Origin of the sequence: Providencia sp. JGM181, assembly GCF_018257375.1 — a bacterium.
GTDB lineage: Bacteria > Pseudomonadota > Gammaproteobacteria > Enterobacterales > Enterobacteriaceae > Providencia > Providencia lanzhouensis.
In genome coordinates, this window is record NZ_JAERJY010000002.1 from 23,289 (window position 1) to 44,433 (window position 21,145).

Annotated in this window: 19 protein-coding genes and 1 riboswitch; of the genes, 10 read left to right on the plus strand and 9 right to left on the minus strand. The window is 44.3% G+C overall.

Features of this window, described 5'->3' with window-relative positions; translation table 11 throughout:
* Window positions 1-93 precede the first annotated feature (93 nt).
* Window positions 94-309: a 30S ribosomal protein S21 gene (rpsU, locus tag JK188_RS00605; RefSeq protein ID WP_001144069.1), complete on the minus strand. Its 216-nt coding sequence runs from the start codon at window positions 307-309 to the stop codon at window positions 94-96.
* Between the two features lie 373 nt (window positions 310-682).
* Here rpsU and tsaD point away from each other — a divergent pair, with 373 nt between their 5' ends.
* Window positions 683-1,714, plus strand: coding sequence for a tRNA (adenosine(37)-N6)-threonylcarbamoyltransferase complex transferase subunit TsaD (gene tsaD / locus JK188_RS00610; protein ID WP_211887428.1), 1,032 nt, complete (start codon window positions 683-685; stop codon window positions 1,712-1,714).
* Between the two features lie 92 nt (window positions 1,715-1,806).
* Here the strand turns inward: tsaD and JK188_RS00615 are convergent, their stop codons facing one another.
* Both JK188_RS00615 and plsY read right to left on the minus strand, forming a co-directional pair.
* On the minus strand, window positions 1,807-3,339 hold the full coding sequence (locus JK188_RS00615; RefSeq protein ID WP_036956255.1) for a methyl-accepting chemotaxis protein: 1,533 nt from the start codon (window positions 3,337-3,339) through the stop codon (window positions 1,807-1,809).
* A gap of 309 nt (window positions 3,340-3,648) precedes the next feature.
* Window positions 3,649-4,302, minus strand: a complete 654-nt coding sequence (plsY, locus tag JK188_RS00620) for a glycerol-3-phosphate 1-O-acyltransferase PlsY (RefSeq protein ID WP_036956256.1) — start codon at window positions 4,300-4,302, stop codon at window positions 3,649-3,651.
* A 115-nt stretch (window positions 4,303-4,417) separates the two neighbouring features.
* Here plsY and folB point away from each other — a divergent pair, with 115 nt between their 5' ends.
* Window positions 4,418-4,777: a bifunctional dihydroneopterin aldolase/7,8-dihydroneopterin epimerase gene (gene folB, locus JK188_RS00625; RefSeq protein WP_154599822.1), complete on the plus strand. Its 360-nt coding sequence runs from the start codon at window positions 4,418-4,420 to the stop codon at window positions 4,775-4,777.
* A 56-nt stretch (window positions 4,778-4,833) separates the two neighbouring features.
* Here folB and JK188_RS00630 read toward each other — a convergent pair whose 3' ends face one another.
* Together JK188_RS00630 and JK188_RS00635 are read right to left on the minus strand one after the other, a co-directional pair.
* The gene (locus JK188_RS00630) at window positions 4,834-6,069 is read right to left on the minus strand and encodes a multifunctional CCA addition/repair protein (RefSeq protein WP_211887430.1); all 1,236 of its coding nucleotides are present in this window, start codon (window positions 6,067-6,069) and stop codon (window positions 4,834-4,836) included.
* Window positions 6,070-6,079: 10 nt separating this feature from the next.
* Window positions 6,080-6,691, minus strand: coding sequence for a TIGR04211 family SH3 domain-containing protein (locus JK188_RS00635; RefSeq protein WP_036956260.1), 612 nt, complete (start codon window positions 6,689-6,691; stop codon window positions 6,080-6,082).
* A 280-nt stretch (window positions 6,692-6,971) separates the two neighbouring features.
* On the opposite strand from JK188_RS00635, the gene JK188_RS00640 reads away from it, so the two are divergent.
* From JK188_RS00640 to hldE, 3 genes are all read left to right on the plus strand, one after another.
* Window positions 6,972-7,934: a CYTH domain-containing protein gene (locus JK188_RS00640; RefSeq protein ID WP_211887431.1), complete on the plus strand. Its 963-nt coding sequence runs from the start codon at window positions 6,972-6,974 to the stop codon at window positions 7,932-7,934.
* An 11-nt stretch (window positions 7,935-7,945) separates the two neighbouring features.
* Entirely contained in the window at window positions 7,946-10,789 is a 2,844-nt protein-coding gene (glnE, locus tag JK188_RS00645; protein ID WP_211887433.1) for a bifunctional [glutamate--ammonia ligase]-adenylyl-L-tyrosine phosphorylase/[glutamate--ammonia-ligase] adenylyltransferase, read from the plus strand.
* A 95-nt stretch (window positions 10,790-10,884) separates the two neighbouring features.
* Window positions 10,885-12,312, plus strand: coding sequence for a bifunctional D-glycero-beta-D-manno-heptose-7-phosphate kinase/D-glycero-beta-D-manno-heptose 1-phosphate adenylyltransferase HldE (gene hldE, locus JK188_RS00650; RefSeq protein ID WP_036956264.1), 1,428 nt, complete (start codon window positions 10,885-10,887; stop codon window positions 12,310-12,312).
* Window positions 12,313-12,400: 88 nt separating this feature from the next.
* Here hldE and ubiK read toward each other — a convergent pair whose 3' ends face one another.
* The gene (gene ubiK / locus JK188_RS00655) at window positions 12,401-12,679 is read right to left on the minus strand and encodes a ubiquinone biosynthesis accessory factor UbiK (protein WP_006662951.1); all 279 of its coding nucleotides are present in this window, start codon (window positions 12,677-12,679) and stop codon (window positions 12,401-12,403) included.
* A gap of 225 nt (window positions 12,680-12,904) precedes the next feature.
* A riboswitch (FMN riboswitch) is annotated at window positions 12,905-13,072 on the plus strand.
* A gap of 154 nt (window positions 13,073-13,226) precedes the next feature.
* Between ubiK and ribB the strand changes: the two genes are divergently transcribed.
* Both ribB and ygiD read left to right on the plus strand, forming a co-directional pair.
* Window positions 13,227-13,880, plus strand: a complete 654-nt coding sequence (gene ribB, locus JK188_RS00660; RefSeq protein ID WP_036956267.1) for a 3,4-dihydroxy-2-butanone-4-phosphate synthase — start codon at window positions 13,227-13,229, stop codon at window positions 13,878-13,880.
* A 170-nt stretch (window positions 13,881-14,050) separates the two neighbouring features.
* Complete coding sequence (ygiD, locus tag JK188_RS00665) at window positions 14,051-14,854, plus strand: 4,5-DOPA dioxygenase extradiol (protein WP_249215470.1); 804 nt, start codon at window positions 14,051-14,053, stop codon at window positions 14,852-14,854.
* Between the two features lie 92 nt (window positions 14,855-14,946).
* Here the strand turns inward: ygiD and JK188_RS00670 are convergent, their stop codons facing one another.
* From JK188_RS00670 to tolC, 3 genes are all read right to left on the minus strand, one after another.
* Window positions 14,947-16,107, minus strand: coding sequence for a glutathionylspermidine synthase family protein (locus JK188_RS00670; RefSeq protein WP_036956269.1), 1,161 nt, complete (start codon window positions 16,105-16,107; stop codon window positions 14,947-14,949).
* A 6-nt stretch (window positions 16,108-16,113) separates the two neighbouring features.
* On the minus strand, window positions 16,114-16,821 hold the full coding sequence (locus tag JK188_RS00675; RefSeq protein ID WP_211887435.1) for a DUF1190 family protein: 708 nt from the start codon (window positions 16,819-16,821) through the stop codon (window positions 16,114-16,116).
* Between the two features lie 408 nt (window positions 16,822-17,229).
* Window positions 17,230-18,612 (minus strand): outer membrane channel protein TolC, encoded by a 1,383-nt coding sequence (tolC, locus tag JK188_RS00680; protein WP_211887437.1) that lies wholly within the window; start codon window positions 18,610-18,612, stop codon window positions 17,230-17,232.
* Between the two features lie 308 nt (window positions 18,613-18,920).
* Between tolC and nudF the strand changes: the two genes are divergently transcribed.
* The 3 genes from nudF (at window position 18,921) to yqiA (ending at window position 21,122) form a co-directional block, all read left to right on the plus strand.
* Window positions 18,921-19,559, plus strand: coding sequence for an ADP-ribose diphosphatase (gene nudF / locus JK188_RS00685; protein ID WP_211887439.1), 639 nt, complete (start codon window positions 18,921-18,923; stop codon window positions 19,557-19,559).
* A 133-nt stretch (window positions 19,560-19,692) separates the two neighbouring features.
* A complete protein-coding gene (gene cpdA / locus JK188_RS00690) occupies window positions 19,693-20,532 on the plus strand; it encodes a 3',5'-cyclic-AMP phosphodiesterase (RefSeq protein ID WP_211887441.1) in 840 nt (279 codons plus the stop codon).
* Complete coding sequence (gene yqiA, locus JK188_RS00695) at window positions 20,532-21,122, plus strand: esterase YqiA (RefSeq protein WP_211887443.1); 591 nt, start codon at window positions 20,532-20,534, stop codon at window positions 21,120-21,122. The genes cpdA and yqiA overlap by 1 nt, the downstream gene beginning before the upstream one ends.
* The last annotated feature ends 23 nt before the right edge of the window (window positions 21,123-21,145 follow it).

The window sequence follows — 21,145 nt, forward strand, 5'->3', positions numbered from 1 at the left end:
ACGATAATAAGCCGCGCTTCCGTTAGGAAAGCACGGCCTTTAACTGCTAACTACTTACTTGTCTGTATTGGCTGCGATTAAAATCGCAATCAATTAGTACAGACGAGTACGGCGTGCGTTTTCGCGAGCCAGTTTTTTAGCGTGACGCTTTACAGCTGATGCTTTAGCGCGTTTACGTTCAGTCGTTGGTTTTTCATAGAATTCACGACGACGAACTTCTGCTAAAACTCCTGCTTTTTCACAAGAACGTTTGAAACGACGCAGTGCTACGTCGAATGGCTCGTTTTCACGTACTTTAATTACCGGCATGTGCCTCTCACCTCAATAGAAATCGGTTTGTTGCTGGTTTTTGTTCACCAGCCGTCATTTAAAATGGTGCGGAATTTTACTTCAATGAGTACGGGTTTGTAAAGTGCCGTATAAAATTGAATCACGCAAGATCACCTGTTTCACCTCAACTTTATTCAATAAAGTGAGAAAAACCAGATAATAATGAGAATTTGCCACACGAAATTTTTATTACAGGGTTCTGATTATAGACTATACAACTTGGAAAGTCAGCCTTTTGCTGGGATTAATTGTGGGGTTTTATGACATTTTATTGCGCAATGACGCAAATTTAGGCGCGATGACGCAAATTTAGTGGTAGACTTGCCCCCATGCAACAAACAAGGGTAGTGCAATGCGTGTTTTAGGTATCGAAACATCTTGCGATGAAACCGGAATCGCAATCTATGATGATAAACTGGGTTTACTTGCGAACCAGTTATACAGCCAAATTAAAGTTCATGCTGATTACGGCGGTGTTGTACCCGAATTAGCCTCTCGTGATCATATCCGCAAAACAGTACCGCTAATTCAAGCGGCGCTTAAAGAAGCCAATTTATCCCGTGAAGACATCGATGCCGTTGCGTACACCGCAGGCCCCGGCTTAGTGGGTGCATTGATGGTGGGGGCGACAGTGGGTCGTGCACTGGCATTTGCGTGGGATGTACCTGCGGTTGCTGTGCATCATATGGAAGGGCATTTGCTCGCCCCAATGCTGGAAGAAAAAAGCCCTGAATTCCCATTTGTGGCGCTGTTAGTGTCTGGTGGTCATACCCAGCTAATTAGCGTGACGGGCATTGGTGAATACGAACTTCTTGGCGAATCCATCGATGATGCGGCAGGCGAAGCATTTGATAAAACGGCGAAGTTACTTGGTTTAGATTATCCGGGTGGCCCCGTGTTGTCTCGTATGGCGCAGCAAGGTGTAGCAGGGCGTTTTGTTTTCCCTCGCCCGATGACTGACCGTCCGGGGTTAGATTTTAGTTTTTCTGGCTTGAAAACTTTTGCGGCAAATACGATTCGTGATAACCCAGATGATCCTCAAACTCGCGCTGATATCGCCCGTGCTTTCGAAGATGCAGTTGTGGATACACTCGCCATTAAATGTAAGCGCGCGCTTGAGCAAACGGGCTTTAAACGTTTAGTGATGGCCGGTGGCGTGAGTGCTAACCGTACTTTACGCGCTAAAATGGAAGAAGTTTTGAAGCAGCGTGGCGGCGAAGCATTTTATGCGCGCCCTGAGTTTTGCACAGACAATGGCGCAATGATTGCTCTCGCGGGCTTAATTCGCTTAAAAGGCGGAGCAAATGCAGATTTAGGTGTGACGGTTCGTCCTCGCTGGCCTCTTGCAGAGTTGCCACCGTTAGATGAAGGTGCTGTTAAATAAATTATTATGTTCAAAACATAATGAAAACAGGGGGCTAGCGTATTACGTTAGCCCCCTGTTTTATGGTAAAACGTGCTTAGTGCAAGACGTTTTTAGTGCAAGATAGTCACTGCATCCTCTAAGCGAATGGAACGATCTTTAACGTGATTCGCGGTCTCGGTGCTCTGCTCAACGAGTAAGCTACTTTGTTGAGTGATGGACTCCAATTCACTGACGGCTTGTGTGATATCCGAAATCCCAGAAGCTTGCTCCGTTGTAGCATGGCTAATATGGGTAATCAGTTGTGTTACGTTTTGCACTTGATCCACGATTTCTTTCATCGTGTTCCCCGCCGCGTAGACTTGGTCTTTACCGGAACTCACTTTCTTCTCACAGTTATTGATAAGCTCGCGAATATCGTTCACTGCACTGGCGCTGCGGCTTGCTAAGCTACGAACTTCATTGGCGACGACGGCAAAACCTTTGCCTTGTTCACCCGCTCTAGCGGCTTCTACGGCGGCATTTAGCGCCAAAATATTGGTTTGGAATGCAATATCTTTAATCACATCGGTGATCGAATTGATTTTACTGGTGCTGTGTACGATTTCGTCCATAGTGATGACCACCGCATCCATCATTGCACCGCCATTCACCGCTGTTTCACTGGTTTCATTCGATAGCACATCGGCTTTATGGGTATTGTCCGCATTCATCTTAACGGAGACTGCCATTTGGTTCATGGTGGCGGCGGTTTGCTGCATATAGCCTACGGTACGCTGTGTATGGCTATCGAGTTCACCACAATCGCTCACTAACGATTGGCTGCCTTTACGAACGTTATCCACTTGCTCAGAGACATCGTTAATTAGCCAACGACACACTAAGCCCAGCTGACCAATGGAGCGCAGGATCTGCCCAATTTCATCAACGCGGCTCATGTGGTCAATGCTATTACGGTTACCTCGCGCTACGCTTAATGCCTGAGACATAATATTTTCGAGCGGCTTCGCAAAACTGCGCTCTAGCATTACATTGCCGAGTAGCAGGGTTATTAAAGTGAATAAGCTGGTTAGTAGTAGTGCATTACCGGAGAGACCCGATAAACCTGCCATCGCCATCCACAAAACAAATAAGCTGCTGGAAATTAAACGGCAACGCCAGCGAACAGACAGTGTTGAAAGTGAGAATCGACGGCGTTTGGGTAGTACGATCCCCTTATAAATTCGGCGATTACTGCGATTTTCGACTAGGGCTTTATACAGCGGCTCAACTGCGGCGATTTCTTCTCGGGTGGCGCGTAGGCGAATGGACATATAACCGGTGATGACACCTTTTCGCTGCATAGGGATGATATTGGCACGAACCCAGTAATGGTCACCATTTTTACGACGGTTCTTGACGATCCCAGTCCACGGCTCTCCCATTTTTAAGGTACGCCACATATCCGCAAAGGCGGCTTTTGGCATATCAGGATGACGAATAATACTGTGAGGCTGTCCCATTAATTCATCGAGATCATACCCACTGACCTGCACAAAGAAATCATTAGCGTGAATAATATTCCCTTGAAGGTCGCTTGTGGTCATCAAGGTGATATCTTCATCTAAGATATGTTCATTTTGAGTTACATATGGAGTTCTGCTCATTTTATATTCACTTTTATAGTTAAGTTTTCCTTTATATAGTCGACAGCTTTTAATTATTCATTAGTAATAAATTTGCAATATTTTAACTATTTTTTAAAAGTGTGCGCTGCGTTGCGAATAAGTGTAAGTACGTACCAAAATGAGTGAGGTGAGTGTGAGTCAATGCAGTAAAAAATAGGGAAAGTTTTTGATGGTACAGAAGGATGCGATTGAAGAGAAAGGGAAGATAATGGAAACAAAAAAGGCTGAATTCAGCCCTTATTGTTTATCAAAGTAATGACTTATTAGAAGAGTGATTCGTGAAGGAAGCTAATCGTCGTTATCCTCACGTTGCTCTTGAGCTATCTCTTTGGTGGTTTTTTGCTTTTTATTTTTCAATTTCTGCCAAATTCGACTTTCTTGTCCGCGCCATAGACGCTGAATATTGCCATGATGGCGAACAAGCACTAAGCACGACAGCATAGCAACCGGGAAGGTGAATTCAGGCTTAAACCACCACACATAAAATGGTGCCATTAGTGCGCTGACAATCGCTCCAAGGGATGAGTAGCCACTGAGCAATACGGTGAGCAGCCAAGTGCCTGCTACCAGTCCCGAAAGATCCCAGCCGATTGCTGCGATGGATCCAAATGCGGTAGCAACGCCTTTTCCACCTTTAAAGTGGAAGAAAACTGGATAAATATGCCCAAGGCAGGCTGCAATCGCGACCAAGCCAAGATAGAATGGTTGCACATTTAAATAATAAGCAAGCCATACAGGGATCATCCCTTTCAGTACGTCACAGATCAGTACTGAGGCAGCGGCGACTTTGCCGCCGACGCGTAAGACGTTAGTTGCACCGGGGTTACCAGAGCCGTGTTGACGAGGGTCGGGTAATCTTGCCAGACGGCAGATCAAAATAGCACTCGATATTGATCCGCAAAGATAGGCGAAGATTATCATGCCAAGCGCGATAGCACTCATAACTAACTCCAAAAACGGTTTAGGCTATTTATATGTAATTCACTTCAGTCTTGGATAATACGCACATTTTTCCTGAAGTGGTATCAATTCAGCACATAAACGAGAAAATGACGTGATGGATATCGTATTTATTGAACAATTATCAGTCATCACCACTATTGGTGTATATGACTGGGAACAAGATATTGAACAAAAACTTTTGCTCGATATCGAAATGGGATGGGACAATAAACAGGCCGCGATGAGCGATAATGTTGAATTATGTTTGAATTATGCCGATGTCAGCGAACGCGTTGTTAGCTATTTAGAACAGAACAAGTTTGGATTAGTAGAACGGGTTGCGGAAGAGGTTGCTCAACTTCTACTGAATGAATTTTTAACGCCTTGGGTACGTATCCGAGTGTCTAAGCCAGGGGCTGTAGCTCGTGCTGCTAATATGGGCGTGTTGATTGAACGTGGTACGAAAACCAGCTAATGGGGATTGCCTCGTGAATGTTGGCGGTCTATGTGCCGCCAATATTTTCAGCTATTTTAAATCATCACTTTTTGTATTTTTAGCCACGCTTCAACAGCTTGAACACGCTGCTTAGTCAGCTCTTCTCGGATTTGTGCGCCTTGGAAGCCCTGCTCGATAATCGATTTTACGGCAACCGCTTTGGCTATCTCATAGGATTGGCGTAAAAATATTCCTTGAGGATAGGCTTGGTTTTCTAACCCGCCGCGACCTCTGGCATCAGCTTCACTCACTAAACTAAGCTGAAAAATACGCTCAGGTTTACGCCAGCTATCTAATCCATCAAAGATCCCAACAATATCGGCAGCGCTGAGCTTGTTAATCACATGAATCATATCGTGATATTTTGCAGCAAGGCAGGCGAGATCTTTGGTGCTGGTTGGGATCCTGTATCGCTCGCATAAATCGATGATCAGGGGGATCCCTGCTTCCCCATGCTGTGGATGACTCGGCCAGACCGCTTTTGGCGTAAGACCTTTACCTAAGTCATGACATAACGCAGCAAAACGCACATCAATATCTTTCGATAATGTTGCCACCACGCGCATTACCATCAAAATATGGATCCCAGTGTCCACTTCTGGATGCCATTTCTCCGGGGCTGGTACGCCGAATAGGTTATCAATTTCAGGGAATAGGACGGCAAGTGCGTCACATTCACGTAAAACTTCAAAGTAAACTTGCGGTGAATTGGACATCAATGCTTTGTGCGTTTCTGTCCAGACACGCTCAGGGGTGAGATGGGATAGCTCTCCCGATTCCGACATGGATTGCATCAACGCCATAGTTTCTGGGGCAATTCGAAAGCCTTGTTCATAATAGCGAGCGGCAAAACGTGCCACACGCAATACGCGCAACGGATCTTCCAAAAAAGCATCAGAGACATGGCGCAGAACGCGATTTTTGAGATCTCGCACGCCATGATGAGGGTCGACCAGCTCCCCCGTATCACTTTGTGCGATGGCGTTGATGGTCAAATCTCGGCGCAGTAAGTCATCCTCGATGGTGACGTCTGGCGCGCTATAACAGCTAAATCCTGTATAGCCAGAACCGATTTTTCGTTCAGTTCTGGCAAGGGCATACTCTTCGTGAGTCTTTGGATGTAAAAAGACAGGGAAATCTTTGCCTACCTGTTGAAAGCCTTGGGCTAGCATCGCCTCTGGCGTGGTACCCACCACCACATAATCTCTATCCGAGATGGGTAATCCAAGTAATTTGTCACGTACCGCTCCACCGACGAGATAGACTTTCATTTAGGCTCTCTTACATCCAACCATCATTACGTTTTTTACGGCGTGGAATAATGTGAGGCAGAAGTAACCCTAAAATTAATCCAGCACCCGCCACGCCACCACCATACATAAACCACTGTAAAATTAACTCACGGCGACGATCATCCAGATTCACTTCAGCAATGTCTAACTTTTTACCCGCTTTGATAAGCTCGTTTTTCAGTTTTTCATTTTCTGCTTTGAGTTGACGCACTTCGCTATCATTATCAGCCACTTTTTGCTGCATGTCTGCGGTACGAGTATTCCAAGTATTATCAATGTTATCTAACTGTTGACGAAGCTTTTGATTTTCAGCTTCTAACTGTGGAATTCGGCTTTTCATACTTGGGATGTCGCTGAGCTGATCCGTTGGTAACCAAACGGTGCGACCTTTGCCATCTTTAATTTGAGCAAATTTATTATCCACTGAAATCAGTTCAACGGATTCACCTGCGTTTAGCGAGCCAACAATGCGGTAGTTGGTACCCGGACCACTACGGACATAAGTCGATAAATCTTCAGAAACGTAGCGTGTTTCAGCGTTTGCTGTGATTGAAAGGCCTAACCCCATGATTGAAACAAGTAAAAGTGGAATTTTTCGCATAGTGTTTTTATCTTTTCACGGTGAATGAGTGTCTTATTAATTAAATACTAATAAGTAAAGCCTATTGGTGCAAACGTTAAAGCATAGAGTTGTGTAAATGTTGAATGAGAATGAGAACCTTCCTAAGTCACTGGATAATACAATTTTTAAGCATGTTATTGAAACAACCCTCTAAGGGAATTTATGTTTGTAGAATTTTTGGTTTCCGTGCGGTTTTTTTTCTCTGCTCTCAGGGATTGGGGTAATATGGAAGCAGTAAAATTATTAAATAAGGAAATGTATGAACCACATAGAAGTTGAACTCAAGTTAGCGGCTCAGAGTTCTGCTATTGATGCTGTTCGCCAGTGTATTTCGACGCTTTCGCCGCAACATTCGGCTCCTCGCAAGCTGACTAATATCTATTTTGATACGGCACAAAGACAGCTACGTCAATGGGATATGGGATTGCGTATTCGGGGCTGTGATGGTCGTTATGAGATGACGATGAAAACGGCAGGGCAAGTGATTAGCGGATTACACCAGCGTCCAGAGTTCAACGTGGAAATTGATGCCCCTGAAATCAATCTCGCGGCATTTCCAGCAGAGATTTGGCCAGAAGGAACGGATATCGCGCAACTTGAGGATGAGTTGGAAGTTCTGTTTAGCACCAATTTCACCCGCGAAACATGGTTGGTGAAATTCGAAGATAGTGAAATTGAAATTGTCTTCGACCAAGGGGAAGTCTCTGCGGGTGCGAAAGATTTACCGATTCAAGAATTTGAACTGGAGCTAAAACAAGGCTTTGTGGCGGACGTACTGAATTTAGCAAAGAAATTCGCAGATATCGATGGCCTGAATCTATCCTCCCTGAGTAAAGCGGCGCGAGGCTATTCATTACTGGCGAATGAGCCAGTACCTTTAGTTCGTCCTGAGTCTGTGTTTGATTATGAAGAACAACCGATTGAAAAATCACTGTTGCATATGCAGCAACTTTGCCAGCAGCATGAACAGTATTGGCTAGCGGATGGTGAACACGCGCGTCATGGGCTCAGTGAGTTCTTACGCTTTGTTCAGGCTTTCTTAGTGCATTACCAAAACTCTGCACCGCATTTTGTTCATGATCTCCCTCTGGAACAATTACGTTTGGATGTGACTGATGAAACGGTCAGCGCAGAAGGTTTTTGTTACAGTAGCCAATGGCTAAAATGCAAACTAGCCTTTATTCAGTGGTTAACCGCCTTAACGTATACTGATGTCGAATAGGTACTGAATCTATGCCGCTTTCTTCCGAGCTTTTGCAGAACCAACACCAACGTATTATTCAGCAATTTACGGAGCAATCTTCTGAGTTGCTTCCGTTAAATGAATCTGAACTGAATTTTCTCGCATTCAGTGATTTTGCGTTAAAACAGGTTCTCACCCATTCCCGATTTTTACAGCATATCCGAACACTGCCGCCGGTAGGCGATGAATGGACTCGCTATGGGGAATGGCTGGAGGAAGCGCTAGCATCGGTGACGGATGAAGACCATTTGATGCAAGTTTTACGCACTTTTCGTCATCATATGTTAGTGCGTATTGCTTGGATGCAAACCTTAGAATTATGTACTCAGCGCGATACTATTGTGCAACTGAGCGAACTGGCTGAGGTATTGATTGTTGCGGCGCGAGACTGGCTATACAAAGCCTATTGCCTCTTGTGGGGAACACCGTGTGATCGTGCTGGAAACCCACAACCACTATTAGTACTTGGGATGGGGAAACTGGGCGGCAGGGAATTAAATTTCTCGTCTGACATCGACCTGATTTTTGCTTATCCCGAAAATGGGGTTACTCAAGGTGGACGTAAAGAGCTGGATAACGCGCAGTTTTTTACGCGCTTAGGGCAGAAGCTTATCCGCGTTCTTGACCAAGTCACCATTCACGGTTTCGTATATCGCGTTGATATGCGTTTACGTCCATTTGGCGATAGCGGTCCATTGGTCTTCAGTTTTTCTGCTTTGGAAGATTACTACCAAGAACAGGGGCGTGACTGGGAACGCTATGCTATGGTCAAAGCCCGTATCATGGGACCTGACAGCGTTCATTATGCGGATACATTGCGCAAATTATTACGCCCATTTGTCTACCGTCGTTATATTGATTTCAGCGTCATCCAATCCCTACGTAATATGAAAAACATGATTGAGCGGGAAGTTCGCCGTCGTGGATTGGTCAACAACATCAAATTAGGCGCGGGAGGCATTCGTGAAATTGAGTTTATCTCCCAAGTTTTTCAGTTGATCCGAGGTGGGCGAGAACCTGCATTACAGTCACAATCTTTATTTACGGCATTGCAAGGCATTGAAGAACTTGCATTATTACCTGCGCAGCAAGTCACTCAACTGCAAGACAGCTATATCTTCCTGCGTCGGTTAGAGAATTTACTGCAAAGTATCGATGACCAACAAACCCAAACATTACCCGATGATGCTTTAAATCAGACGCGTTTAGCGTGGGGGATGGGGTTTGCGAATTGGGCTGATTTTTATCAGCAACTGAGTGCGAAAATGGCAACGGTACACCAAATCTTTGCAGAACAAATTGGTAGCGATGACGAGGAAGACCAAGTGGAAGAGTGCCATGAAGCGTATATTACGCTCTGGCAAAGCGAGCTTTCCAAAGAGGAGCTGGCAAGTTATTTACCGTCAAAAGATGAACTCGTCGCAGAAAAAATGATCCACGGAATTAACCTGTTCCGCCATGATCTAAATAAGCGCACTATTGGCCCGCGTGGTCGTGATGTTCTTGATGAATTAATGCCAAAATTATTGGCAAAAGTGGGTGAGCGCAAAGATGCAGGGCGAGTGATTGAGCGCATCACGCCATTACTGCTGAGCATTGTTAGCCGAACAACTTATTTAGAGCTTATGCTCGAATTTGACGAAGTGCTGACCCACGTTATTCGTTTGTGTGCGGCTTCACCAATGATTGCCGAGCAGTTAGCCCGCCATCCACTTTTGTTGGATGAATTACTCGACCCGCAATCCTTGTATCAGCCATTACCGCTCACCGCTTACCGTGATGAATTACGCCAATATTTAATGCGTGTACCTGAAGATGACGAAGAGCAGCTATTAGAAGCACTCCGCCAATTTAAACAGGCACAATTATTACGCATTGCCGCGGAGGATATCTCTGGGGTACTCCCTGTGATGAAAGTGAGTGACCACTTAACGTATTTGGCTGAAGCGATTATTGATGCGGTGGTACGCCAAGCATGGCAAATGATGGTCAAGCGTTATGGTGAGCCAGATCACTTAGCGCAGTTTGATGAAAAACAGTACGGATTTGCGGTACTGGGTTATGGAAAATTAGGCGGCTGGGAGTTGGGTTATAGCTCAGATTTGGATTTGGTTTTTCTGTTTGACTGCCCGATGAATGCGGTGACAACAGGGGATCGTTCCATCGAGGCTCGCCAATTTTATCTGCGTGTTGCGCAGCGTATTATTCATCTTTTTAGCACCCGCACGGCTTCAGGGGTATTGTACGAAGTGGATGCGCGCCTAAGACCTTCTGGTGAATCGGGTATGTTGGTCAGCACAATTCAATCTTTCGATGACTACCAAAAAAATGATGCGTGGACATGGGAACACCAAGCGCTGATCCGTGCTCGCATGGTATTTGGTGATAGTTCTCTACAACAAAAATTCACGCAAATTCGTCATGAAACCTTATGTCTGCCGAGAGAGCCAGATGTGCTGCGTGAGCAGGTGCGGGATATGCGTCTGAAAATGCATCGGCATTTGGGAAGCCATCAGGAAAATGAGTTTGATTTAAAAGCGGATCCGGGCGGGATCACTGACATTGAATTTATTGCTCAATACTTAGTGCTGCGTTTTGCTATTGATAACCCAGCGCTGACTCGCTGGTCTGATAATGTGCGTATTTTTGAGTTAATGGCACAGTATGATTTTATGCCGGAAGAAGAGGCGTATGGCTTAACGCAGGCGTATGTCACGATGCGTAACGAGCTACACCATTTAGCGCTACAATCTTTACCGAGTCGGGTAGATAGCCAGCAATTTGCGACTCAACGAGCCTTGGTGCTTGCCAGCTGGAAAAAATGGCTTGAGTAATTGATTAGCTAGCAAATTATTTAGGCGATATCGCGCAATATGCTAGTATTAGCGGCAATTAATTTCAGATTTTCTTTTCATAACTGGAGTGCGGGATGAAAGTAACCCTTCCTGATTATAAGCAAGCAGGTGTATTGGTTGTTGGTGATGTCATGTTAGATCGCTACTGGCATGGACCTACGAATCGCATTTCACCTGAAGCGCCGGTTCCGGTTGTTAAAGTGACCATGGTGGAAGAGCGCCCGGGCGGCGCTGCAAACGTGGCAATGAACATTGCGTCACTGGGCGCAAATTCTCGCTTAGTGGGTTTAACAGGGATTGATGATGCGGCAAAAGCGCTGACCGAGAACCTGAATGGCGTGAATGTGCGCTGTGATTTTGTAGCAATTCCAACGCATCCAACCATTACTAAGTTACGTGTTTTATCCCGTAACCAGCAGCTGATCCGCCTCGACTTTGAAGAAGGGTTCGAAAATGTGGATGCACAGCCAATGTTAGAGCGCATCGAACAAGCTCTGCCACATATTGGCGCATTGGTGCTGTCTGACTATGCGAAAGGTGCATTAACCGAAGTTGAGAAGATGATTGCGCTGGCGAATAAAGCAGGCGTGCCTGTTCTTATCGACCCGAAAGGCAACAACTTCGAACGTTATCGCGGAGCGACCCTGTTAACGCCAAATATGTCTGAATTTGAAGCGATAGTGGGTCGCTGCAAGGATAATAAAGATGTTGAAGAAAAAGGGATGCAGCTTCTTGAGTCTTTAGAGTTATCAGCACTGTTGATTACTCGCTCAGAGCAAGGGATGAGTTTGATCCGCCGTAATGAGGCACCTCTACATTTACCGACTGAAGCACAGGAAGTCTTTGATGTGACAGGGGCTGGCGATACGGTCATTGGCGTATTGGCGGCATCAATTGCATCAGGTCGTCCATTGCATGAAGCTTGTGCATTAGCGAATGCAGCGGCGGGTGTTGTGGTTGGTAAATTAGGGACTTCAACGGTTTCCCCTATTGAATTAGAAAATGCGATCCGTGGTCGCGCAGAGAATGGTTTCGGCGTAATGACCGAAAGCCAGCTTAAACAAGCCGTAGCCGATGCGCGTGCTCGCGGTGAGCGCGTAGTGATGACCAATGGATGTTTCGATATTCTGCATGCAGGACATGTTTCCTATTTGGCAAATGCACGTAAATTGGGTGATCGCCTGATTGTTGCGGTAAACAGTGATGCATCGACCCGTCGCTTGAAAGGGGAAACTCGCCCAGTTAATCCATTAGACCAGCGTATGATTGTGTTGGGCGCATTAGGTGCTGTGGATTGGGTTGTGCCATTCGAGGAAGATACACCTCAGCGTTTGATCTCCGAAATTCTGCCTGACATTTTAGTAAAAGGTGGTGATTATCAGCCAGATGAGATTGCCGGTAGCAAGGAAGTGTGGGCTGCTGGTGGGCAAGTGATGGTACTGAATTTCGAAGATGGTATTTCAACCACCAATATCATTAAAAATATTATGAAAACCAAATAATTAAATATTAATTGGTTTTAGCAAAAGCCTAGCTTTTTGTCTGCATTTAAATGCGTACAGAAGTTAGGCTTTTTTGTTTGTGACTGAATCAATCTTCTTGTTTTTCTTCAATCACTTTTTCATCTGAAAAACGGGCTTCAAGTGCGCTAACGCGCTGCTCCATTTTCATCAGTTTTTCGCGAGTGCGCAGCAAAACTTGCGTTTGAATATCAAACTCTTCTCGGCTGACTAAATCTAATTTGCCAAGCTGAGATTGCAGCAGTGAACGAAGCTTTTTATCAAAGTCTTCACCTAAGTCACGCACGCCTTTTGGCAGAGCACCTTGAATTTGGCGGGCAACTTGTTCAATTTTTTTCGGATCGAGCATTCGCGGGTCCTTCAGTTTCAATATAACATCAGCTTTAAGATAGCGTCAGTTTCACAATAAATAATGTGGGGTAGTGTAATACCTGCGGCGTTATGAATAAACCACCTTCTTCTATTATTATGGAAACACACTGCTTCATCTTGTTTTTATTGGCGAAAAGTGTGAGTAAGTTTCCAGTTTATCGTTTGTTCGTTGCACCATTGAATTATTGGAGTTATATTGATTGCGTAATCTCAGGGCGGGGTGAAAGTCCCCACCGGCGGTAACATGCATCGCGCATGAAGCCCGCGAGCGCTTTGTTATCTTTGGCATTATTGTCATGGATAGGAAAGGTCAGCAGATCCAGTGTGAATCTGGAGCCGACGGTTATAGTCCGGATGGGAGAGAATCACTGTATCTGCATGTTTGTACCTATTGGGTGCAACATTGTTCTACATATTGAATGGCGAAACGGCTGTGAAGTCGTTATGTTTATTCATTTCTCGTACTCCTAAGACTGCCCTGGTTCTGGTAACTCAAATATTGTTAATTTAAGAAGGTTTTTACCATGAATCAGACGCTACTTTCCGAATTCGGTAATCCAACCGAGCGTGTTGAAAATGCAATTGAAGCCCTGCGCCAAGGCAAAGGTATCTTAGTTCTCGATGATGAAGATCGTGAGAATGAAGGTGACTTAGTGTTTGCAGCAGAAACCATGACCACCGAGCAAATGGCAATGACCATTCGCTATAGCAGCGGCATTGTGTGCCTGTGTATTACGGAAGAACGCCGTAAGCAGCTTGATATTCCGATGATGGTGGAAAAAAACACCAGCCAAAACCAAACTGGTTTTACGGTCACTATTGAAGCGGCAAAAGGCGTAACAACAGGCGTTTCTGCGGCTGACCGTATCACAACGATTAAAACCGCAATTGCGGATAACGCGGTACCTGCGGACATTAACCGTCCAGGTCACGTATTCCCTCTGCGCGCTCGTGAGGGTGGGGTATTAACTCGCCGTGGTCATACGGAAGCGACAATCGACTTAGCTGTACTGGCAGGTTTCAAACCCGCAGGAGTACTGTGTGAGTTAACCAACGATGATGGCAGCATGGCGCGTGCGCCAGATGTGGTGAAGTTTGCTCGTGAGCACAACATGACTGTTGTGACTATCGAAGACTTAGTGAACTACCGCCTTCAGTTGGAAAAAAAAGCCAGCTAATTTGCTAGGTTTTTAAAACGTTTTGCTTATAGAGTTATCGGCCACAAAGTTGCACACCTTTGTGGCCTCTTCAAATTTTTTGATGTTCATTCTCATAATTCCCCCACTGTGTTTTTTCTAAAAAAGGGTATGCTGATACTCATTATCCTTCTTGTGGAATTGAGGTCATCATGTCGACAAATAACCAACACTTAACCCATCGAATGCCTGCGGTATTTATCGGTCATGGTAGTCCGATGAACGCGATTAACCATAATTCGTACACTAAAGCATGGGAAAAACTAGGCAAGATCTTGCCTAGACCGCGTGCGATTTTGGTGATCTCAGCACACTGGTATACCCGTGGAACGGCGATCACAGCGATGGTTAAACCGAAAACTATCCATGATTTTGGTGGTTTCCCTGAAGCTTTATACCAAATAGAGTATCCAGCACCGGGCTCTCCAGAACTGGCTAAACAGGTGGCTGAATTACTGTCTCCAGAACCAATTTATCAAGATAAAGAGGATTGGGGGCTTGATCACGGTACATGGGAAATTTTAGTCCGTATGTATCCTCAAGCGGATATCCCTGTTGTTCAGCTCAGTATTGATGGGTCGAAACCGGCTGCTTGGCATTATGAGTTAGGTAAAAAGCTGGCGATATTACGAAATGAAGGGGTATTGATTATGGGCAGCGGTAACGTAGTTCATAATTTAAGAGCGATGGATTGGCAAAATGCTAATGCAGCACCTTATCCTTGGGCAACCTCTTTTGAGCAGTTTGTGTATGACAATTTACGCAGTCACGAGCAGCCACATCCGCTCACAAAAGGGCTAGATCGCGAAGATGGTAAATTATCGAATCCATCGCCGGAACACTTTTTACCTATCTTACCTATTTTAGGGACTTGGGATGGTGAAGAAGGAATAAGTACGCCGGTGGAAGGTATTGTTTCTGCATCGCTGAGCATGTTGTCAGTGCAAATCGGTTAATACTGAGAACAAAAAAATAAGAAAGCGGCACGAAATAGTTCGTTGCCGCTTTCTTTTTATCAGACACCCTATTTTTATCAAACTACGTAATATTAGTCGATAATAATATGTGGGTAGAAACGAGATAAATCCTGAGTAATCAGTTCTTTATCTTCGCGAATGCAGATGCCCGCAGGTTGATCGTTAACTAACCAGCTGCCCACTAATGTGTAACTACCTTCAAATTTTGGCAGTGAGTGGAATTGCTGGATAATCATGCCTTCTTCGCCATAAGGACCATCCGCAGAAGCGATTTCTTTGCCATTTTCGATGACGCGAATATTCGCACCTTCACGGGAAAATAGCGGTTTAATCACATAGCTTTCAAGCTCTGGTTTGTTACCATCCGCAAAGTAGGCTGGTAGCAAGTTTGGATGATCAGGGAACATTTCCCATAACATTGGCAGTAACGCTTTGTTGGAAATAATACTTTTCCAAGCTGGCTCTAACCAACGTACACCCGCATCTTGCAGCTTGGTTGAGAAGATTTCTCTGAGCATAAATTCCCATGGATACAGTTTGAACAGGTTACTAATGACCTGATCTTGTGTATCGGTGAATTCACCTTTTTCACCCAGCCCGATTTCATCTATATACAGGAATTCGGTCGCTACGCCAGCTTCGTTTGCACAGTCTTGCAAATATTGCACTGTGCCGCGATCTTCTTCAGTATCTTGGCAGCAAGCCATATGTAGTAAACGGAAACCGTATTGATCTTTCAGCTCACCAAAACGCTCAATCAGCTGCTCTTGGATGCTGTTAAACTGGTCAGCATTTTCTGGCAGTTTTCCAGCTTCGATTTGGTCTTCTAACCAAATCCATTGGAAGAACGCTGACTCATACAGTGATGTTGGTGTATCCGCATTATTTTCCAGTAGCTTAGGTGGATTTACGCCATCGTAAGCTAAGTCAAGACGGGAATATAATGAAGGCTGCTCACTTTTCCACGAACTACGGACAAATTCCCAACAGTGTTTAGGAATTTGGAAGCGAGCGAGTAATTCATCGCTTTCAACAACGCGCTCAACCACTTTTAAACACATTTGGTGAATTTCAGCGGTGGCTTCTTCAATTTCTTCAACTTGTGCTAGCGTGAATTGGTAATAGGCATCTTCAGACCAGTACGGCTCGCCGTACATGGTGTGAAAGTGAAAACCAAACTCATCTGCTTTTTCACGCCAGTTAGGACGCTCTACAATAGGAACACGTTTCATTACTTATCAACCACCCATTGAACGGGAAGAGGATGAGCTGGATTTCGCGGACGAAGATGAACGTTGCGCTGTCGCTTGTTTGTTGACTGTGTCACCGAAGCCGCCACGAGTAATAGTGGAGGTGGTGGCTGGTTTTGGTGCCATCGCAGTTTTTGGTACGCTCATTGAACGACCACCAGCAACGGCTGGACCATAACTTTTACCCGTCGCATCAACAAATTTACCATTGGCTGGGCTGGCTGGGTTTTTAGAGCTAAACAGCGGTTGAGATGGTGCGCTACCGCCCATCATACGGCCCATCATGTAGCCCATCATTAATGGCATCCACATGCTGCCACTGCTTTGTTGTTGAGCTACTGGCTCGCCAGCTGCTGGTGTGCTTGTACCTGCGATACCTGCCTGAGCTGGTGCCTGAGTACACATTGCTTCACCAAATTCCGCTACGCAATCTTCTTGAGTTGCGTATTTTGGCGCCGTTTTAGCGGCTTCATTCAATGCGTTGTTATACGCAAGGGTGCATTGATCTGCTTGAGATGGATTGGCTTGGCTACAGTCTTGCGCGTTAGTGTACAGAGACACAGTTTCATCGCTCTCTTCACACGCAGACAGCATAAATACAGCACTGACCGCTACAGCGACAGGAGCTAAACGGTATGAGCGCCAAGACTTACGGAAGGCGTTCTGATTAATATTTTTGGTACGCTTCATGGTCATGGTAATTACCTTGAATAAATAATAAGTAAGAGGTTCGAGATGTTGCCCTTAGAATAGGGGATATAGGATAAAAATTAAAGTACAAATGCTGCACAAATAATGGGAAATGATGGATTTAGCGAAATTGATTCCATTTTTGCATATTGTTGGTGAAATCTAATGCCGAGTAATTCCTATTTTTCTTTGATATCAATAAATTAATTATGACGATTTTTTGACTATGGTCTCAATTAACCTCAGTCAGAATTGACTGAATTTTAAGAATTAGATGAATAAATAATACGGTAAGTTATTCATTATTTAGGGAACAGACAAATTCGCGTTATTTTAAAATAAGTGCTTGGATGATAGGGCTAAAAAAATAGCCCGCCATTTGGACGAGCTATTTTCATCGACTAAATTAAATGATTATTTAATTTTTGGTGCAGTCGAGTTGCGAATAATGCTGTCAGGTGAAGTTTGGATCTCTTTACCTAAGCTAGCATTTAAACGAGCAATATCATCTTCGTTTAACGTACCACGCGCAAATTCGATGTTCAGTTGGTTGATCATATAATCGTAACGGGCGTTAGACAGGTTTTGCTTCGCTTGATACAGCGCAGTTGTTGCTGTTAACACGTCAACGATAGTACGAGTTCCCACTTGGTAGCCAGCTTCCATTGCATCTAATGAGCTTTGTGCTGAAACAACCACTTGTTTATAAGCGTTGATGCTACTGATTGATGATGTCACGTTGTTATACGATGAACGGACCAATTGGATGACGTTACGATAAACGCTTTCCAGCTGTTCACTCGCACTTTGGAAACCATATTGTGCTTGTTCAACTTGTGAACTTACTGCTCCGCCAGAATATAGTGGCAGGCTTAATGTTAAACCAATACTGTTTTGGCCATTGTAGCTGTTATTTGCGCCACCGGTACGATCGTAACCGCTACCGTGGTTATAAGTATTTGCTACGCTAGTTGATGCATCTAAGCCTACAGTTGGCATATGACCAGTTTCTGCTAAACGGATGTTTTCACGAGAAACGTCTTGCGCTAAGCGGGCGCTCAGTAAACTCAGATTACGTTGCTCTGCTTCTTTTAAGATAGATTCAACATCGTCTGGATTAGCGGTTTTGAAGCGGTCGATATTTAAAGAGGCTAACTGGCTATAGTAAACACCGCTGACTTGGCGCAGTTTTTCAACCGCGTTAACTAAATCATTGCGACCCGCCACTTCTTGTGCAATCACGCTATCGTAATTTGCACGGGCGTTTTGCACGTCAGTGATTGCGACTAAGCCGACGTTAAAACGTTGCGTTGTTTGGTCTAACTGGCGGTAAACCGCTTCTTTGTTAGCTTGGATATAAGATAACGCATCAATGGCTTTCAATACATTAAAATAAGCCGTTGCGGTATCTAAAATAAGCTGTTGCTGGCTTGTCTGATAGGTAACATCAGAAATTCCTGCGGTTTTTTCTTGAAGATCCAACTGACGCCATTTTGACATGTCAAACACAGTCTGGGTCAATTTCAATGATGCATTAAGACCCGTGCTTTCGGTGTTGCTTGCATCACGATAACCGCTGCCATAAGTCGCTCCAGCGCCTAAACCTAATTGCGGTAACAGCGGGCTACGTGCTTCGTTGATTTTCTCAAAAGCTTGATTACGTTCAGCAAATGACTTTCTGAGTTCCGGGTTACTGTCTTTAGACTTTTGGTAAACCTGAAGTAAATCTTCTGCGTAACTATTAGCACTGAGACCCACAAAACTCATCGCAATAAAAAGGGGAAGCAGTTTCTTCATTTGGATTCCTTGATTAAACAGCAAATTATATGGAGCCTGTTGTCTAAAACTTATCATGTTATGGACGATGATAAGCTGTTGGAACTCTGAAAAGAGAGACCGTTCTCAAAACAGACCCTATTGTTGCTCATAAATTTGAATAATGGCGCACATTGTAACAGAGGTGTGGCACGGAAAACGGTAGCCTTTTGTGCCATTTAGTCTCAATTAGTTTAAACATTACCTCATCTAAGGTTAAAAAACCTTAAAAACTGATTTAATCCTTCCATCTTTGTTAGTATAAAAATGAAGGGATTAGGAGACTATCAATGAATAATAAAATCGAAACCCCGATTAAATACAGTAAAAATGATATTGAAATTATATCTAAGCGTAAATTATTTAACGGTTTTTTTCAAATGATTGAATATCGATTTAAACATCGATTATTTGAAGGTGGCTGGAGCAAAGAAATTGTTCGCGAAGTGTTTGAAAGAGGGCATGCGGGGGCAATACTGCCTTATGATCCACAAACCGATAATGTCGTATTAATCGAGCAAATTCGATTCCCTGCTTTTGAATCAAGCGAAACGCCATGGTTGTTAGAGATAGTGGCGGGAATGATTGAAGACAACGAATCCCCTGAAGAGGTGGTTCGTCGCGAATCAACGGAAGAAGCGGGTCTCACTATTGGACGCATAGAAAAATCGATTAGCTATTTATCAAGCCCTGGTGGCACCAGCGAACGGATTCATGTTTTTGTTGGAGAGGTCGATAGCTCGTTGGCAAAAGGCATTCATGGCTTAGCCTCAGAAAATGAAGATATCCGAGTGCATGTCGTGAGCCGAGAGCAAGCTTATCAATGGGTTGAAGAGGGCAAAATTGATAATGCGGCAACCGTGATAGCCATTCAATGGCTACAACTGAATCACCAAAAGCTGCAAGAAAAATGGGTGAAACTGATTTAAATAACCATTAATCTAGTGAAGTGTGTGCTGATTAGCAGATATTGAATGGATAGTTAGGTTAAAATCAGTGACCTATGTACTTGATGGTTTAGGTGATAATACTTAGCGCTATTTTTAAGGATAAAGGAATACTTTGGACAGCCAGCTTAAAGTGACTGCTAATAACCCTAAAGTTATTAGAATCTTACAAGTTACTGATACGCATCTTTTTGCTGATACGGAAAACACCCTTTTAGGGATCAATACTTACCGAAGCTATCAGGCGGTACTTGATGCGATTGCAGAACAAAACTTACCTGTCGATTTAATCGTCGCCACAGGGGATCTCGTTCAAGACCAATCACCTAAAGCCTATCAACATTTTGCGGCTGGGATTGAGCGCATTCCTGCACCTTGTGTTTGGCTACCGGGAAATCACGATTACCCGCCAGCGATGGTAGGCACCTTAAAAATTGCCGGCATTTCGAGTGCCAAACAGATATTTATTGGTGATGACTGGCAAATTTTAATGCTAGATAGCCAATTACAAGATGTTGCTCACGGTGAGCTTTCTGAGCAGCAACTGGAATGGATGAAACAGTGTTTAGACGAGCAGCCGACACGCACGACACTGATTATGCTGCATCATCATCCATTACCTTCTGGCTGCACTTGGTTAGATCAGCACAGTTTACGAAACTCACATATTTTGGCGGACTATCTTAAAAACTACCCCAATGTGAAAGCGATGCTGTGCGGGCATATTCACCAAGAGATGGATGAGAACTGGCATGGTATCCGTTTATTAGCAACGCCATCAACCTGTGTACAGTTCAAGCCTCATTGCACCAATTTTGCTTTAGATACGGTTGCTCCGGGCTGGCGCTATCTGGAACTAACGGTGAATGAGCAAGGTGAAAAAGTGATTGAAACCCAAGTTTATCGTTTAAATACTCAGGAATTTAGCCCTGACTTTGATTCAGATGGTTACTAATGGCAACGTTACTGTATATTCATGGATTCAATAGCTCTCCACTGTCTGAGAAAGCAAATAATCTTAAACAGTGGTTGGCGGTGCATTATCCTCAGATCAACATGATTGTTCCGCAATTGCCTAATTTTCCGCAGCAAGCGACAAAATTACTGGATGATATTCTTGTCGAACATCAGCATGAAACAATCGGTTTAGTGGGTTCTTCATTGGGTGGTTATTTTTCCATTTATTTTTCTGAGCGTTACCAAATTCCCGCAGTATTAGTGAACCCAGCGGTACGTCCGTTTGATTTGCTCAGCGATTATCTTGGGGAAAATACTAATCCATATACCCATGAAACGTATGTGTTAGAACCCAAACATATGCATGAATTGAAGGCTTTGCATCTCGAAAAGATACGTTCACCAAACTTACTTTGGTTATTGCAGCAAATGGGGGATGAGGTACTTGATTATCGTCAAGCCGTTGCCTATCTTTCAGAGTGTAAGCAAACGGTGGAACCGGATGGGGATCATGCATTTGTTGGATTTGAACGTTATTTCCCGCAGATCATTCGCTTTTTGTCTCTGGTTGATAAAGCAGAGAAATAGTGCGAAAACGCCAATACACTGTT

Coding starts and splice junctions, on each gene's coding strand:
- rpsU (WP_001144069.1), bottom strand. CDS start 309: ATGCCGGTAATTAAAGTACGTGAAAACGAGCCATTCGACGTAGCACTG.
- tsaD (WP_211887428.1), top strand. CDS start 683: ATGCGTGTTTTAGGTATCGAAACATCTTGCGATGAAACCGGAATCGCA.
- JK188_RS00615 (WP_036956255.1), bottom strand. CDS start 3,339: ATGAGCAGAACTCCATATGTAACTCAAAATGAACATATCTTAGATGAA.
- plsY (WP_036956256.1), bottom strand. CDS start 4,302: ATGAGTGCTATCGCGCTTGGCATGATAATCTTCGCCTATCTTTGCGGA.
- folB (WP_154599822.1), top strand. CDS start 4,418: ATGGATATCGTATTTATTGAACAATTATCAGTCATCACCACTATTGGT.
- JK188_RS00630 (WP_211887430.1), bottom strand. CDS start 6,069: ATGAAAGTCTATCTCGTCGGTGGAGCGGTACGTGACAAATTACTTGGA.
- JK188_RS00635 (WP_036956260.1), bottom strand. CDS start 6,691: ATGCGAAAAATTCCACTTTTACTTGTTTCAATCATGGGGTTAGGCCTT.
- JK188_RS00640 (WP_211887431.1), top strand. CDS start 6,972: ATGAACCACATAGAAGTTGAACTCAAGTTAGCGGCTCAGAGTTCTGCT.
- glnE (WP_211887433.1), top strand. CDS start 7,946: ATGCCGCTTTCTTCCGAGCTTTTGCAGAACCAACACCAACGTATTATT.
- hldE (WP_036956264.1), top strand. CDS start 10,885: ATGAAAGTAACCCTTCCTGATTATAAGCAAGCAGGTGTATTGGTTGTT.
- ubiK (WP_006662951.1), bottom strand. CDS start 12,679: ATGCTCGATCCGAAAAAAATTGAACAAGTTGCCCGCCAAATTCAAGGT.
- ribB (WP_036956267.1), top strand. CDS start 13,227: ATGAATCAGACGCTACTTTCCGAATTCGGTAATCCAACCGAGCGTGTT.
- ygiD (WP_249215470.1), top strand. CDS start 14,051: ATGTCGACAAATAACCAACACTTAACCCATCGAATGCCTGCGGTATTT.
- JK188_RS00670 (WP_036956269.1), bottom strand. CDS start 16,107: ATGAAACGTGTTCCTATTGTAGAGCGTCCTAACTGGCGTGAAAAAGCA.
- JK188_RS00675 (WP_211887435.1), bottom strand. CDS start 16,821: ATGACCATGAAGCGTACCAAAAATATTAATCAGAACGCCTTCCGTAAG.
- tolC (WP_211887437.1), bottom strand. CDS start 18,612: ATGAAGAAACTGCTTCCCCTTTTTATTGCGATGAGTTTTGTGGGTCTC.
- nudF (WP_211887439.1), top strand. CDS start 18,921: ATGAATAATAAAATCGAAACCCCGATTAAATACAGTAAAAATGATATT.
- yqiA (WP_211887443.1), top strand. CDS start 20,532: ATGGCAACGTTACTGTATATTCATGGATTCAATAGCTCTCCACTGTCT.